Origin of the sequence: Kordiimonas lacus (assembly GCF_001550055.1) — a bacterium.
In the GTDB taxonomy this organism is placed as follows: Bacteria; Pseudomonadota; Alphaproteobacteria; order Sphingomonadales; family Kordiimonadaceae; genus Kordiimonas; species Kordiimonas lacus.
On record NZ_LRUA01000007.1, the window covers coordinates 51,827 to 67,040 of the forward strand.

16 protein-coding genes are annotated in these 15,214 nt (G+C 58.2%); 6 read left to right on the forward strand and 10 right to left on the reverse strand.

Translation table 11 applies throughout. The features are described 5' to 3' along the window. Nucleotides 1–34: 34 nt before the first annotated feature. The 5 genes from KORLAC_RS13215 to KORLAC_RS13235 all read right to left on the reverse strand — a co-directional run bounded on the left by KORLAC_RS13215 (nucleotide 35) and on the right by KORLAC_RS13235 (nucleotide 4,879). Nucleotides 35–1,480 carry an MBL fold metallo-hydrolase gene (locus tag KORLAC_RS13215; protein WP_160328635.1) on the reverse strand — a complete coding sequence of 482 codons (1,446 nt, stop codon included), beginning with the start codon at nucleotides 1,478–1,480 and terminating at the stop codon, nucleotides 35–37. Nucleotides 1,481–1,748: 268 nt separating this feature from the next. Beyond that, nucleotides 1,749–2,090: a hypothetical protein gene (locus tag KORLAC_RS13220; RefSeq protein ID WP_068307210.1), complete on the reverse strand. Its 342-nt coding sequence runs from the start codon at nucleotides 2,088–2,090 to the stop codon at nucleotides 1,749–1,751. Beyond that, nucleotides 2,087–2,722 carry an acyl-homoserine-lactone synthase gene (locus tag KORLAC_RS13225; protein ID WP_068307212.1) on the reverse strand — a complete coding sequence of 212 codons (636 nt, stop codon included), beginning with the start codon at nucleotides 2,720–2,722 and terminating at the stop codon, nucleotides 2,087–2,089. Before KORLAC_RS13225 ends, KORLAC_RS13220 begins: the two co-directional genes overlap by 4 nt. A 112-nt stretch (nucleotides 2,723–2,834) precedes the next feature. After that, on the reverse strand, nucleotides 2,835–3,569 hold the full coding sequence (locus KORLAC_RS19185; protein WP_068307217.1) for a helix-turn-helix transcriptional regulator: 735 nt from the start codon (nucleotides 3,567–3,569) through the stop codon (nucleotides 2,835–2,837). A 209-nt stretch (nucleotides 3,570–3,778) separates the two neighbouring features. Further along, on the reverse strand, nucleotides 3,779–4,879 hold the full coding sequence (locus tag KORLAC_RS13235; RefSeq protein WP_068307218.1) for an NAD(P)/FAD-dependent oxidoreductase: 1,101 nt from the start codon (nucleotides 4,877–4,879) through the stop codon (nucleotides 3,779–3,781). A 147-nt stretch (nucleotides 4,880–5,026) separates the two neighbouring features. Between KORLAC_RS13235 and KORLAC_RS13240 the strand changes: the two genes are divergently transcribed. From KORLAC_RS13240 to KORLAC_RS13250, 3 genes are read left to right on the forward strand one after another with little or no spacing between them, the layout of a single operon-like run. Further along, on the forward strand, nucleotides 5,027–5,551 hold the full coding sequence (locus tag KORLAC_RS13240; protein ID WP_175445649.1) for an SspB family protein: 525 nt from the start codon (nucleotides 5,027–5,029) through the stop codon (nucleotides 5,549–5,551). Nucleotides 5,552–5,606: 55 nt separating this feature from the next. Then, a complete protein-coding gene (locus KORLAC_RS13245) occupies nucleotides 5,607–7,217 on the forward strand; it encodes a fumarate hydratase (protein WP_068307223.1) in 1,611 nt (536 codons plus the stop codon). Between the two features lie 54 nt (nucleotides 7,218–7,271). Continuing rightward, nucleotides 7,272–7,736, forward strand: coding sequence for a GNAT family N-acetyltransferase (locus KORLAC_RS13250; RefSeq protein WP_068307225.1), 465 nt, complete (start codon nucleotides 7,272–7,274; stop codon nucleotides 7,734–7,736). Here KORLAC_RS13250 and KORLAC_RS13255 read toward each other — a convergent pair. The 3 genes from KORLAC_RS13255 to KORLAC_RS13265 form a co-directional block, all read right to left on the reverse strand. After that, nucleotides 7,733–9,100, reverse strand: a complete 1,368-nt coding sequence (locus KORLAC_RS13255) for a pyridoxal phosphate-dependent decarboxylase family protein (RefSeq protein ID WP_068307227.1) — start codon at nucleotides 9,098–9,100, stop codon at nucleotides 7,733–7,735. The genes KORLAC_RS13250 and KORLAC_RS13255 overlap by 4 nt on opposite strands. A gap of 1 nt (nucleotide 9,101) precedes the next feature. Then, nucleotides 9,102–9,416, reverse strand: coding sequence for an ArsR/SmtB family transcription factor (locus KORLAC_RS13260; RefSeq protein ID WP_068307229.1), 315 nt, complete (start codon nucleotides 9,414–9,416; stop codon nucleotides 9,102–9,104). 73 nt (nucleotides 9,417–9,489) lie between these two features. Further along, nucleotides 9,490–10,176 carry a gamma-glutamyl-gamma-aminobutyrate hydrolase family protein gene (locus KORLAC_RS13265; protein ID WP_068307231.1) on the reverse strand — a complete coding sequence of 229 codons (687 nt, stop codon included), beginning with the start codon at nucleotides 10,174–10,176 and terminating at the stop codon, nucleotides 9,490–9,492. Between the two features lie 83 nt (nucleotides 10,177–10,259). Here KORLAC_RS13265 and KORLAC_RS13270 point away from each other — a divergent pair, with 83 nt between their 5' ends. Continuing rightward, nucleotides 10,260–11,234, forward strand: coding sequence for an amidoligase family protein (locus tag KORLAC_RS13270; RefSeq protein WP_068307234.1), 975 nt, complete (start codon nucleotides 10,260–10,262; stop codon nucleotides 11,232–11,234). Between the two features lie 19 nt (nucleotides 11,235–11,253). Here the strand turns inward: KORLAC_RS13270 and KORLAC_RS13275 are convergent, their stop codons facing one another. Both KORLAC_RS13275 and KORLAC_RS13280 read right to left on the reverse strand, forming a co-directional pair. Beyond that, on the reverse strand, nucleotides 11,254–11,754 hold the full coding sequence (locus KORLAC_RS13275; protein WP_068307805.1) for a MarR family winged helix-turn-helix transcriptional regulator: 501 nt from the start codon (nucleotides 11,752–11,754) through the stop codon (nucleotides 11,254–11,256). Between the two features lie 76 nt (nucleotides 11,755–11,830). Further along, entirely contained in the window at nucleotides 11,831–13,063 is a 1,233-nt protein-coding gene (locus KORLAC_RS13280) for a Zn-dependent hydrolase (RefSeq protein WP_068307236.1), read from the reverse strand. Nucleotides 13,064–13,237: 174 nt separating this feature from the next. On the opposite strand from KORLAC_RS13280, the gene KORLAC_RS13285 reads away from it, so the two are divergent. Then, a complete protein-coding gene (locus tag KORLAC_RS13285) occupies nucleotides 13,238–13,654 on the forward strand; it encodes a hypothetical protein (protein ID WP_068307237.1) in 417 nt (138 codons plus the stop codon). A 15-nt stretch (nucleotides 13,655–13,669) separates the two neighbouring features. Further along, the gene (locus KORLAC_RS13290; RefSeq protein ID WP_068307238.1) at nucleotides 13,670–15,118 is read left to right on the forward strand and encodes a sodium:solute symporter family protein; all 1,449 of its coding nucleotides are present in this window, start codon (nucleotides 13,670–13,672) and stop codon (nucleotides 15,116–15,118) included. Nucleotides 15,119–15,214 lie beyond the last annotated feature (96 nt).

Consider the following 15,214-nt stretch of genomic DNA (forward strand, 5'->3'; position numbering starts at 1 on the left):
GGGCCCTTCATTATTTCAGATGCATATTGCGGCTTCAGTCCGCGCAGATCTCAAAACCTGCCGGGCAGCCCTTAGGCTCATAGGCGTCAGTCGCGGCGCGCAGTTCCGCAAGCGTCAAGGCCCGGCCACCATGGGCGCTGTAGAATATCTGCGTATCGATCCCCAGTCGCTCCAGTGCCTGGCGGAAGGTCACCATATTCAGGTTGGCAACCGGCAGGCCGCTTACCAGCGGTGTCCCGAAATGGTCGGCGCTGAATACCAGCTTCCGCGCAGGCATATAGAACAACAAATAGTTGGCCGCGTGCGCGGTTGAAATATCATGGAGTGCAATCTTGCCGCCCAGGAGAGTCGTTTGGCCTTCCACCAGCTCAAACCTATCATCCGCCAGCGGCTGGTTGAGGCTTTCCTGAATGGGCTGGACATGTTCGGCCACCGTTACCAGGGTTGCGCCCAGTTCCACGGCCTCATTCATACCGCCCAGGTGGTCACTATGGTGGTGCGTCACCACCAGCTTGCCGAGCGGCTTCTCGTTGCCCGCCTGCGCCTGCACAGCTGCAAGCCGGTCCTTCAGGCCCGCATAGCCACCTGACGCAATATAATGGTCGCCCGCGTCCACAAAGATGGAATAGCCGATATTCTGGCCCGCAAAATAAACACCGTCGCCAAGGTCCAGCACCGACATCTCAGATGTATCCACGGTTTGGCCGCGGGCTTCATAGTCTGTCGGCACGTCAAAGGCGCCCGTGAGGTCCGGCGTCATGTCAACAGACCGGCTGATCGAAATGATGTTGGGTTGGCCATCAATCAGGAAATTCATATCGCTGGCGTATGTCACACCGTCCACTGTCCGGTGATCATCGAACAGATAGCTGAGTGTCCCGAACACCGGGTTATAGCGCTCCATTTTGCTGACAAGGCCCGTTTCCTTGTTGATGAACAGGGTCAGGTCAGGGCTGCCTTCCATTTTGAAGGTCAGTTTCTCGTGCGCCTGCCCCTGGTATAGGGCCTCACCGCCGTGAACTGCCGTTTCCCGGCCATCGGCGAGCAGTCGCACCAGCGCGGCGTCAGTCGTGCGCATGATACCACCGCCCAAAACCGCATATTGCAGGTTGGCGTTTTCAAACTGGTTCTGGTTCAGGTGATCCACATTATAGCCGGTCTGGCCGTCATGAATGGTCTGGTTCAGGCCATTGCCAGCCCGGTTCTTGTTCCAGGCCATCACGCTTTTGCGCTGGTTCTCAAAATCGATAATCAGATCAACATAATTGTGGCCGATATCCATGACCTTTGGGTCTACGCTTTGGCCCACCGCCAAAATCTTGTACCGGTCTGAAATCCTCATGGCGCTGGCTTCGGTCAACGCCTTGCCGCCATAAGCCCCCACAACCCTGTCGACCAGGGCATCTTCCTTTTCGCCAGCATTCCCCGTTGCCGCCATCATCAATGACGCTGTGGCCGCGGCCGCAAATTTTCCTAACATGTGCATGATCCCCTCCTCTGTCTTGCACAACACGATAGAGGATGCACGGCACTGGCCGTGCGCCCTCCCCCAAGGCAGCAGGCTAAAGACCACCCCTCAGGTAGCAATGAAAATGCGATGGGCGGATGCCGGGGCCGGACGACCTGAAACAGCACCTCTAAAAGTAGAACCGCCGGGCGCGTCACCACACACGCCCGGCGGTTGAATGCCCCAACCAGCGGTCCTGAGTGCTGGAGGAGGTCACCAGAGATCTGGTTCCGGGCACAGCCTAGTGGGCTGTCCCCTGTGTTTCAAAATCTGCGCCGCTCATCATCGCCAGCGTCTCCGCATAGGTCAGCGCAAACAGGATGTCGGCGTAGGTCTGGGCCGCGATCAGGTAAAGAAGCTGCACCACACCGCGCTGGGCGACATCGGCTTTGCTCAGCGCCTCTGCGTCTGTGCTCTCTTCCTCTGGGCGGGCTACCGGAACCGGCAAGGCCCGGTGAACCCGGCTGATGATGCTTTCAACCTGCCAGGCTTCCAGCTGCCCGAACATGAACATCAGTCGGGCTATGCTGGAATCGAGCGGGGACGTACGGTTGCTGAACTGAGGGCTATCATGCAGTGTCATACAGCCATCTCCAGCTCGAGTTCGCGGCTGGGTGCGGTGTTCAGCACGCTGCCTTCGATATTGCGGGTTTCACAAACGGCCACATAATCCGCAGCACACAGGTCAATCTTGAATGCCAGAATAACTTCACCGTCGGACACCGACGGCAGGCCAAGCGGCGTCACGTTCCAGCCGGCTTTCAGAATGGTTGGGAACAGCACCATGCTGGCAACGCAGGTCACGCTGTCGATCCCTGCCAGCAAGCCATATTCGAACAGACCGCACACCAGTTCGCTGACCGTGCGGTCACGCTCCAGCATCATGTGGCGTCCGGTCAGGCTATAGAAGCGGGAAACTTCCCACGTGGTTTTGGACCGGGGCACACCGCTGGCGCACAGCTGCGGGAAGGTTTCGCTCATCAGATGTGGCTGCACAGTTGGCAGCAGACGCATAGCTCCCTTGAGGTTACCGCCATCATCTATGCACAGAAGATAAACAGTATCAGGACGGTCAAACTGGTCGCGCTCGATCCCCCGTGCGCAATCCAGGCTCCATCCCATCTTCTCTACAAAGACATCATAACGCTGCTGCCAAAGCTGACGAAGGTAGCCGCTGTACTCGGTCCTGTTTAAGGAACTCACAACATGGATCATCACTCACCTCCTTCATTGACATTGGGTAGTGAGGCAATGATGACTTATTATTAGAAGCAAGAATATCAGCCGAACAGACTAGGTTTTCGGCGTTGATTGTTAAAAGCAACCCTTAGTGGTGAATCAGGTTGGTCAGAAAGGCCTTCACAACGGCCTGAACCCTGGTGTTGACACCCAGTTTGGTCTTTGCACTTTCCACGTGTGTATGCACCGTTCTTTCTGCAATCGACAGAATGCCAGATATCTCCCAGTCGGTTTTTCCGGCAGCCACCCACTGCAGGCATTCCTTTTCGCGCGGAGTCAGTTTGGCAACCGGCTTCAGCGCCGCCTTGCCCTCTTTCGAAATTCTGAGCGCCGCGTCGTGCAGATAAACACTCATCAGATGCACCGCATGCTCTGCGGCCGGGTCGATGTCCCGGTGTTCGCCCACCACATTCACGGCGCCCGGGAACGCCCCCACGATATGGATGGGCACAGTAACGCCGTATAGCAGGCCCGCGTCCTCGGCCTCACACATCATTTCCGACTGTTCCGGCGTCATGCCGTTATGGATGATGTTATTGTCCCAGTTGAAGGGCATATGCTCCTTCAGCGACACCTGCAGGATGCGGTCGGTGCGGTCATATTCATTTTCCAGATAATATTTGGTCCAGTCGTCCGGATAGTCCGCCAGAAATACGGCGCCATCGGGAAGCGCACCAAATTCAACACAGGATACACAGGCATAATGGTCAAACCCAAGGGTTTGGGTGGCTTGATGGAAGGCAACGCCAAGTTCATCCAGCGTTCGAAACTTCTTGGAAGATTCGATGAAATCAAGCGCCATCTGAAAATATTCTAGATTCATATGTCCTTGCCAGCCCTGGCATTGCAAGAAACCATCGATTGCGCAATCGTCAAGACCGGACCCCTATTCGTGCTTTCCATACCGCGTCGACAACCAACAGGCGAAAAAACGCCCAATGATGCCATCATCAGTTTGTCGCAATTGAAGTTAAAATTCATTTAACCATCCACACGACTACTTTCTTTTTTGAAGTAATCATCCCGCAGCTTCTATTTAGGCAAAATCATAGCGCTAGCGAGCCACTCAGCCAACGCCAGAGACGACGTAAGCCCGGGACTGTCGCAACCGAACAGGTTGTATAGCCCGTCAACACCATGCGCTGTTGGCCCTGAAACTGCAAAGTCGCTAAGGTCGTTTGAGGGCGCAAGTCGTGGCCGAACACCTGCGAAATCCGGCGACAGTCTTTGACGATCAAGACCTGGATAGTATCTAAGTATTTGCTCGGCGAATATTTCCGATTTACTTTGATCAACACGATAGTCCGGCTCGGATACGGCTTCAACATCAGGACCAAACCTGAGATCACCAGCCAGGTCGATCGTTGCATGCACGCCCAACCCGCCAGGTTCGGGCACCGGATAGATCAAATGCCGGAAGGGACTTCTGCCGCGATAGCTGAAATAGCTCCCTTTCGACAGGTGTAGCTCAGGGATAAATCGGCTGGCCAGCCCTTCGGTCGCGCGCGCCACGGCCTGAGCCCCCAGGCCCGCAGCATTGACCACGATTGTTGCGCCCAGGCGCATCCCGCCAGCCTCCACCCACAGGTCGCCCGCTCCAGCCTGCCCCACTGCGGTGACCGCAGTATGGGAAACAAGGACACCGCCGAGGTCAGAGAAGCGGGCTTCAAGCGCAGATATGTATGCCGCAACATCAAGAATGCCCGTGGTTGGCGACCATAAGCCTGCCACGGCCTGCACCGCCGGCTCCGCCGCACGCACAGCCGCGCCATCATGAAAACTCAAGCTTGTCACCCCGGCTTTTTTGGCATGGGCTTCAATGGCCCGCAAAGCCGGCGTTTCTTCAGATCGCGTCGCCACCACCCACTTGCCGATACGCCTGAACGGGACGGCATATTCACGGCAAAAAGCATAGAGAAGCGCATTCCCCTTGGCACAAAGTCGGGATTTCAGGCTGCCCTCAGGATAATAAATGCCAGCGTGGATCACGCCTGAATTGCGCGCACTTATACCTGTCCCTGCCCGCGCTGCCTGCTCAAGCACCACGACCTCAATGCCAGCGGACGCAAGCTTGACCGCCAACGACAGGCCGATCACACCCGCTCCAACAATGATGGCGCCTACCTTTTCCAAAGCCTTCTTCTGCCTCGCTTTTAACCTGCACCCTGCCTATCACGGCAACCAGGCACAAAAAACAATTGAATTCCCCCTTCACCCTTTGCAAGGGAAGCATTATAAGGGGGCAATCTTTGTTGTCAGGGAAAGAGCTTGAGTTCCAGCATGTCAGAAACTTATATCGATTATGACGCCAAGGTTCAGGACGCGCTTCGCGGCGTGGTACGGACCATTCTTCGCGAAACGGCCGCAGATGGCCTTAAGGGCGATCATCATTTCTACATCGCATTCAAGACCCAGGCTGAAGGCGTGGATATCCCCGCCCATCTGAAAAGCCGTTTCCCTGAGGAAATGACCATTGTGCTGCAGCACAAATTCTGGGGCCTGAATGTGGAAGAGGACTTTTTCGAAGTCGGCCTTTCGTTCAACCAGACTCCTGAAATGCTGAAAATCCCGTTCGCGGCCATCGTCGGCTTTGTGGACCCAAGCGTGCAGTTTGCGCTTCAGTTCCACGACGAAGGCGAAGAAGGCCTCGAAGAACAGGACCTGGAAGCCGAATTTGATGAGGCTTCCCATGAAGAAGCCGATAATTCGGACGAAGAACAAGTGGCAAGCGCCGTGGGCGCCGAAGCCGCAGGCGACACGGGCGGCGACAATGTCGTCACGCTGGACGCCTTCAGAAAAAAATAATCCCTAACCCCCATTGAAGCTCCGGCTCTCCACGGGTCGGAGAAGGTAAAAAGCCATGAGCGACTGGACTTTCTCCAAGCTGTTCCAACAGGGCAGCGACGATACCCCTTACCGGAAAATCACATCCGACTTTGTTTCCACCCTTGAGGTGGATGGCCGCACCATCCTGAAAGTGGAAGACGAAGGCCTGGAACTGCTAGCCAAGGAAGCCATGGCCGATATCGCGCACCTGCTGCGCCCCGGTCACCTGCAGCAACTGGCAGATATCCTGAAGGACGAGGAAGCATCGGAAAATGACCGCTTTGTCGCCAAGGAACTCCTCAAGAATGCCAATATCGCCGCGGGTCGGGTGCTGCCAAGCTGCCAGGACACAGGCACCGCCATCATCGTGGGCACCAAGGGCCAGCATGTCTGGACATCGGGCGACGACGGCGCGCCGCTGACGAAGGGCGTGATGCGCACCTACACGGAAACCAACCTGCGCTACAGCCAGATGGCGCCTCTTTCCATGTACAAAGAGGTCAACACCAAGAATAACACCCCGGCGCAGATCGATATCTACGCGTCGGAGGGCAATGAATATAAGTTCCTTTTCATGGCCAAGGGGGGCGGCAGCGCCAACAAGACCTTCCTGTATCAGCAGACGCCCGCGAGCCTTCGTGAGGACAAGATGCTGGCCTTCCTCGAAGAGAAGATCAAAACCCTCGGCACCGCGGCCTGCCCGCCCTACCACCTGGCGATCGTGATTGGTGGCCTGTCGGCGGAACAGAACCTGGCGACGGTGAAGAAAGCCAGCGCCCGCTACTATGACAATCTGCCGACAGAAGGTGACGCCACTGGTCGCGCCTTCCGCGACGTCGAGATGGAAAAACAGATCCACAAAATGACCCAGAACCTGGGTATTGGCGCGCAGTTCGGCGGCAAGTATTTCTGCCATGACGTGCGGGTGATCCGCCTGCCGCGCCACGGCGCCAGCCTGCCTGTCGGCATCGGCGTGTCCTGCTCAGCTGACCGTCAGGCCAAGGGCAAGATCACCAAGGACGGCATCTTTCTGGAGCAGCTTGAGACTGACCCGGCCAAGTACCAGCCCGAGGTAACTGACGAGCATCTGTCGGAAGACGTGGTGAAGGTGGACCTGAACCGCCCCATGGCAGAGATCCTGGCGGAACTGACCCAGTATCCTATCAAGACCCGCCTCAGCCTCACGGGCACCATCGTCGTGGCGCGGGACCTCGCGCACGCCCGTGTGCAGCAGATGTTAGAGGACGGCGGCGAAATGCCAGCCTATTTCAAGGATCACATCATCTATTACGCCGGCCCCGCCAAAACGCCGGAAGGTTATGCCTCTGGCTCGTTTGGCCCAACCACTGCCGGTCGGATGGACAGCTATGTCGGCCCATTCCAGAAGCTGGGTGGCAGCATGATCAGCCTCGCCAAAGGCAACCGCTCGCGCGATGTCACCAAGGCCTGCCATGAGCACGGCGGCTTCTATCTGGGCTCCATCGGGGGCCCGGCTGCGGCGCTCGCGCAGGATAATATCCGCAAGGTCGAGGTGCTCGATTTCGAGGACCTGGGCATGGAAGCCGTGTGGAAAATTGAAGTCGAAGACTTCCCTGCCTTCATCGTCGTGGACGACAAAGGCAACGACTTCTTCAAAGACATCTAAGACACATCGGGCGGCCAGGGGTCGCCCGATCTTTTTGCAGGGGGACGTCCAGAGATGACAGTCGAAATCAAACAGGCAACCGCCCCTGAAGACCTGCGCGACGCTTATGGCTTGGTCCACGCGCTGGCAGAGCATGAAGGCAGCCTTGAATATCTGAAGATCACCGAGGAAGCCTTTGTCAAAAAGGCCATGGGCGACAGCCCTGAGATATTCGCCTTCACGGCCAAACTGGATGGAGACATTGTCGGGGTAGCTACCGGCTTTCGGCGCCTTCATATATGGAACGGCACACATCTGGTGGAACTTGACGACCTCTATGTGGTGGAGGCCGCGCGCGGCTTTGGCATCGGCACAAAGCTCTTGTATGCCGTCGGCGCGCTGGGCAAGGCAGAAAATGTACCCGTCCGCTGGATGGTGAATGAAGACAACGAAGGCGCCATCAGGCTCTATGAGCACATTGGCGCCAAAGTGTGGATCAAGGGCGTCTGCTGGTGGACGCCCGAAAACATCCCCGGCTAGTCTCCCATAATCGCATTCTTGGCGGCCGCGATGGCGGAAAGCGACCGTTCCACATCCTCGTCTGACGTGCGCCAGCTGGACACACTGATGCGTATAGCCGGGCGGCCCTTCCACACGGTGGGCCCGAACCAGCATTCACCGGAAGCTTCCACCAGTGCACGAATATCCGCCAGTTCATCTGGCGTGCCGATGGTCGCCACCACCTGGTTCAGCACCACGTCATTCAGCACCTCGAACCCGATGGCACGCAGGCCTTCTGCAAAAGTCTGCGCATGGTCGCAACAGCGCCCGATCATGCTTTTCACGCCCGCATGTCCCAGGCTTCTGAGCGCCGCCCACACTTCAACACCCCGTGCCCGGCGCGAAAACTCCGGCACCATATCCTTGGGCGCCACGCTTTCTTCTGCTTTGAAGTAAGGCGCGACAGTGGCCATGGCCATATGCAGGTCATGGGGGTGACGGGTCATCACGATGCCGCAGTCATAGGGCGTATTCAGCCATTTGTGGGCGTCAGTGGCCAGGCTGTCAGCCTTCTCAATGCCGATGAAATCGTCAGCCCGACGCGCCAGCAGGCGCCCCCACAGGCCGAAGGCGCCGTCCACATGCACCCAAGCGCCCGCGGCCTGGGCCTTGTCGCAGATGGCCCCAATGGGATCGATCGCGCCCGAGTTCACATTCCCCGCCTGCGTGCAGACAAGCGTCAGCGCGTCCAGTTCAGGTAATTCTTCCGCCAGCATGGCGCCGTTGGCATCCGTCGGCACGCGCGTCACACGCTTCTTGCCGAAGCCCAGCATCGACAGCGCTTTTTCAACCGTCACATGCACTTCTTCCGACACCACCACCTTCACTTCGGGGGCACCATAAAGGCCCTGTTCCTCCACATTCCAGCCCGCGCGTTCCAGGAGCGCATGCCGCGCGGCGGCAAGGCCGGTGAAATTGGCCATGGTGGCGCCTGTGGTCATGCCGATACCGGTATGGTCCGGCAACTGGAGGATTTCCCGCAGCCAGCGGCCCGCGACTTCCTCAAGCTTCACCCCGGTGGGCGAATTCATGAAGGATGATGGGCTTTGGTCCCACGCGGTTGCGATCCAGTTGGCCGCCACGGTAACGGGCAGCGATCCGCCCACCACAAAGCCGAAATAGCGGCTGCCCATAGTGGCCACCGTTGCCGGGCTGCCATTTCTGTGCAGCATGCCCAGGATTTCATGGTCGGCGGACCCGTGCGGCGGCAGGGGTTCTTCAAAGGCTTCAAGCCCGGCAAGCGCCTCTTCACCCGGATAAACAGGCTGGTCCGCCACCTGTTCCAGATACTCGATCGCATAGGCCTGGGCGGCCTGCAGGGGCCGGGTAAATTCGTCTGACATGTTACATATCCTCACTGATTTTTTTCTTGAGCGCGCAGATGAAGGCTTCATCGCGGCGGTAGAACACCCACCCCTTCTTGCGCGTCGGTATGATAAGCCCGGCGTCTGCAAGCACCTGCAGGTGCCGTGACGCTGTAGGTTGGGCCACCCCCATCTTTTCCGTCAACCAGTTGGAGCAGACGCCGTCTTCCACGAGGTCACCATCCACCTGGGGCAGGAAATTGCCCAGCGGGTCCTTGAGCAGCGCCATCACCAGCAGCCGCTTGTCATTTGCCAGCGCCTTGAGCGCCTTCTCTATATCGATTGATTTAGCCATATAGCAAATATACTATATTGATATATGAATTTCAAATGAACTTTTCTAACAGCCCGCGAAACTTTTGCTGGGGTCAGGCTTCCCTGTTGCGGGCTGCGTGCTCACACAAAAGGCGAAACAGGCTGACCTGCCGCCTTGAGAAAGGCAACAGCTCCGGGTGCCACTGGACGCCCAGCAAAAACGGCCGTTCAGCGTGCTCCACCCCCATGATCATGCCGTTCCGGTCATAGGCCACCGCGTCAAGCCCGCGCCCCAGGCTGTCCACCGCCTGTCGGTGCAGGCTGTTTACCTTCACCGATGCGCTGCCCATGATGCGCTCCAGCCGGCTGCCGGCCTTCATCTTGACCGTCCGCAGCGGCAACAGGATACGGCGCTGGGGCGCTCCTTCGAATACAGTCCTGATATCCTGAAACAGCGTGCCGCCGAACCAGACATTGATAAGCTGCGCCCCACGGCAAATGCCCAGCACCGGCAGGCCGCGGTCCAGTGCCTTTTCAAGCATCTCGCGCTCCAGCGCGTCTCGCTTTGGGTCGGGCCGGATGGTCAGCGACATCTCGCCGTTATAAAGCTCCGCGCCGATATCATCGCCGCCGCCGATCACCAGCCCATCCAGCGCGTCAATATCCGCCGGGGCCCTGGGCTGGCTTTTGACCGCCTTGCCGCCGCCACGCCAGATGGCGAAGCGGTTGAAGGTCCAGCTTATGAAACTGCCCCTGTTGGAGCAGGTCACCCCGATTAACGGTTTTTCAGGGTTCGTCATGGCGTCTCCCGATCATTCCCGTTAGGATACACAGGTTCACCCAATGCATCAAATAACCCTCAAAGGACGTATCACTTAAGGCGATGACCCCACCAGGAACCAGTTCTTCACAGTCAGACCAGAATGACCGGAAAGTCGGCGTTGAGATCGAATTCGCAGACCTCCTGCCAGACATGGCTGCCAAAGTGGTCGCAGACTGCCTCAAGGGCAGCACCGATCAGACCGACCTCTATTGCTGGCAGGTGGAAGGCACAGACCTTGGGGATTTCACGGTGGAGCTGGACACCCGCTATGTCAAAAAATCCAATAATGCAGCCCAGCGCGCCCTTGAAGAGACCAGCGAAGAACTGGGCGAAGACCTGCGCCGCCTGATCGGCAGCATGAGCGAAAACATCGTGCCCACCGAAATCGTTGGTCCGCCGATGCCTGCGGGTGACCTGAATATGCTGGACGACCTTGTCACCGCGCTTAGGCAAGCGGGGGCGAAAGACAGCTCAGGCAACCCGCTATATGCATTCGGACTGCACCTGAACCCTGACGTGCGCGGCGAAAAAGTTGCGGATATCCTGCCAACCCTGCAGGCCTATGTGCTGGCGTCAGTCTGGCTGAGGGAAGAGATCGGCATCGATCTGGCCCGCAAGGCGTTGCCTTATATCGATCCATTCCCGCGCAGCTACGTCCTCCATATCACAGACCCGGATTATGCGCCTGACCAAGACCAACTGATCGACGATTATCTGGCTGACAATGCCACCCGCAACCGGGAGCTGGACATGCTGCCCCTGTTCGCGCATCTGGACGAAAGCCGTGTTCAGGATGTGGTGGATGACCCGCGCATCAAACCGCGCCCCACGTACCATTACAGGCTGCCGGAAGCGCGCCTGTCGGACCCCAAATGGACAATCCAGCAGGAATGGGGCCGCTGGTGCCTCATTGAGGCGCTGGCTGATGACACAGAAAAGCTGGCAGAGCTGGCAGAGCTGTACCACGACACGCTGCGCTGGAACTGGAAGGAGGTTTGCTGCACCTTCATGGAAGACTGGCGCCGCAAGAATTGATTGGGCGGCAAGGGCAGCCTTATTTATCCGAAGGCGGCGCGTCCTTGCCTGCAGGCAGGATATCACCAATATCGAGGATCGGCGACGCATCCAGGTCTTCCGCATCCATCATGGAGGCAACGCGCTGAAGTGAAGACACCAGCATGGTGCGCTCCCAGTCCTCAAGCGTCCTGTACCGGCGCAGGAACCCGGCCTGCAGCAGCTCCGGCGCTTCTTCAAGCCGCTTCTGGCCGTCGGCCGTCAGGCAGGCATACACAATCCGCTTGTCGCTTTCACTGCGCTCACGCCGCACCAGGCCCGCTTTTTCCAGACGGTCCAGGATCGATGTGATTGTCGCCTGACTGAGCGCCACTTCACGCGCCACAGTGCTTGGAGACGCGCGACCTTCCTTCCGGATCGCCATCATCACCACCAGCTGCGGGGCCGTAAGACCCGACTGTTTCACCAGCTGCTTCGACTGCAGATCAATCGCCCGGGTGATCCGGCGGATGGAAATCAGGATGTCGTCGTAATCATTCATGGCTTGCTCACTTAGACTGCGTACAGTCAGTGGATGTAGCGGGATTTTGTCGTCAGTGCAATCCATTGAAGTCCTCCTACTCCTTCGCCAGGTCGATAACGCAGTCCAGCAACACGTTGGCGCCGCGTTCTACATCCACCCAGTGGGTCCATTCATCCGGCGCGTGGCTCACCCCTTTCACACTGGGTACGAAGATCAGCCCGGCGTCCGTCACTCGCGCCAGAAACTGCACATCATGGCCCGCACCGGACGGCATGCGCATATAGCTGTAGCCGCGCTTTTTCGTGTTGGCTTCAATCAGGTCTGTCACCTTGCCGCTACAATATTGCGGCTCCAGCCAGCTCATTTGCTCATATTCGAACATCAGCCGATGCTTGCGTGCGATGGAAGACAGAACACGCCTGCAGGCGTTGGCCAGCCCCTTCATCACCTCACCGTCCAGGTCACGGCCCACGATGGTGAAATCCACCTCGCCCGGCACCGTGTGCGGGAAGCCGGGCTTGAGCGCCACGTGACCGATGGTGATGCGCGACCGGTCAGTGCCCTCTTCATCAATGATGCGCTGGATCTCATGGGCGAAATCGGCCAGCCCCAGAAAGGCGTCAGAGCGCATATCCATGGGGGCGGTGCCCGCGTGATCGGCCTTCCCGATCAGCCGCACCATCCATTTGAACACGCCGGAAATGCCGTCCACCACGCCAATGGTTTTTTCCTTGGCCTCAAGCACTGGGCCCTGCTCCACATGCAGCTCGATAAAGGCACGCAGGTTTTCGCGGTTGCGGTAGGCATGCAGGGCGTCCAGATGGTTCATACCGTGGGCCGCCATCGCCTCCTTCAGCAGAACGCCATTGGCGTCCTTGGCTCCTTCCAACCAGTCCATGGTCAGGCACCCCGCAAGCGCCTGGGCGCCCAGCATGCCGCCAAAACGGCCTTCTTCTTCCGCTGTCCCGACAATCTCGATCGGATAGTCCAGCTCAATGTCGTTTTCCTTGATGGCACGAACGCATTCGATGCCCGCCATTACGCCAAGCGCGCCATCAAACAGGCCCCCGGCGGGAACAGTATCCAGATGTGAGCCCACCATGACAGCAGGCTTGTCTTTGGGGCCATAGCGCCCAATCACATTACCCGCGCCGTCCATGCGGGTCTCCATGCCCAGCTCTTCCATCAGGTTCATCACCCAGCGCCGGGCTTCCATGTCAACGTCGGAAAAGCCCTGCCGGTAGATGCCCTTGTCGGCCTCGTTGTAGCCGAACTTGGACAAGGCGAGTAGGTCGCGTTCAATTCTTTGAACTGAAATATCTGGCATATACGGTCCCTTCTGTCGCATGTGAAAATCAGCGATCGTTTCTCTTGCGAGCCGATCTTAAATATATTTGATTTGAATTCAAAATATTAATGATCTAGAGTCGTCGCACTGAAACACAAAAAAACTGATATTAACACTAGGTTTTTAAAGAAGGGCTTTAGAAAACATCTCGTTATGGTTTTACGTGCTGTAATAATTCTGGCCGCACTGCTGGTCCCGAATGCACCTGCTTTTGCCACCGGCCTCACTGTGGCTGATGATGGCACAAGCGCCGGATACATCACTCTGGCTTGGCCCGACACTCGGGGAAATAGCTTCGAACTCAAACAAAAAACAGCTTCGGGTTGGCACACGCTTTATACGGGTGGCGACCGCGCCACGACATTGAGTGGCCTACCGGATGGCAGCTATGAGTTCCAGCTGACCGCCGATGGCGCCCGGGTGGGCACACCCGTTACCGTGACCGTCAGTCACCATCCCTTAAGCCGGGCCTGGGGCTTTTTCGCCGTTGGCGCTTTCATGTTTATTGCCCTCACCGCCTTTCTTGTCCTTGGCGGCCGCGCAGTCGATTCCGATCAGACCGCGGCCTGATTCCGGGAATATTCCATGCTCAATACTGATACCGTAATGCCCGCATCCGTTGCCTGGCTTATCATTGCAGCCTTCTCCCTCTTGTGGGTCTGGCTGGGCTGGTGGCTTGGCCGCAAGAACGACACGCTGGACGACTATATGTTGGCCGGCCGCAAGGTGGGGATGGGCTTTGCCGTCGCCACCGCGATGGCCACCTGGGTTACGTCAAACACCACCATGACCGCGCCGCAGCTGGCCTACCAGCTGGGTATCTGGGGCATGGTGGGCTACAGTCTGGGCGCTGTGGGCCTGATGCTGTTCGCGCCGCTGGCGCGCCGTATCCGCACCATGATGCCCGGCGGCTTCACCAGCGGTGACTTCATTCGCCTGCGTTACGGCAACACGACCTGGCGCATTTTCCTGGTGATCAGCTTCTTCTACAGCCTTGGCTGGCTGATCAGCCTGGGCATGGCCGGGGGCCTTTTGATCAACGCGCTTGCGGGCATACCCTATGCGTACGGCATGACCGTGATTGTGGTTGTCTGCACGCTCTACACTGTCTTTGGCGGCCTCAAGGCCGTGATCGGGACAGACTTTGTTCAGACCATCCTGATCCTTGTGGGTGTGGTGATCCTGGCCGTGCTGGTGATCAATGAAGTGGGCTTTGACGCCATCCATGCGCAGCTTGAAGCTGAACGGCCGGAGCTTCTGAACCTGCTGCTGCCCGCCTCTATCATGTTCCTGTTTAACAACCTGTTCTTCGGCGTCGGCGAGATTTTCCATTCAAACGTCTGGTGGTCGCGCGCCTTTGCCTTTGCCGAAGGCGTGGGCTTCAAGGCCTACGGGCTCGCGGGGCTGTTCTGGCTGCCGATCCCGATTGTGGCGGGCTTTATTGCGCTGGCAGCCCCTGCCCTTGGCATCAATGTGCCCTCGCCCGACATGGTCGCACCGCTTGTGGCCGGAAAGCTTTTCGGCCTCGCAGGCGCCATTCTGGTGTTTGTGGTGGTGTTCGCCGCCCTGGCCTCCAGCCTGGATAGCGTGCTGGCCGCCACCTCGGACTTGGTCGTCAAGGACATCTATAAAGGTCATATCCGCAAACAGGCCACAGATGCGGAACTTCGGAAAGCCGCGGTTTGGATTGTGCTGGGCCTCGGTGCCCTCACCTGGATTCTCAGTGTGCCGAAAATGGCCACGCTCGGGTCGCTCTTGCATTTCACCGGCGCTTTCGTTGCCAGCACCATCTGGCCGATTGCGATCGGGATCCTGAACCGGCGCGGCAATGGCACACTGGCCTCCGCCGCCATGGTGCTCGGGACCGCAAGCGGCCTCTATGCCTATTTTACCATCGGCTTCTATGTGGCAGCGCTTGTTTCCGCTGCCGTATCCATGCTGGTGATGTTGCTGGCGTTCCGCAGTGAACCCACATTCGACTGGGCCCTCCTGAAGGGCTCATCCTCCCCTCAATCCAACGGAGAGACATCATGATTTCCGCCGCAGGGTTGTCTGCCCTGGTGGTGCCCGCGCTTGCGCTGGCCACCGTGACACCCATTGTTCTTATTTATCTTGTCTGGCGTGACGTGA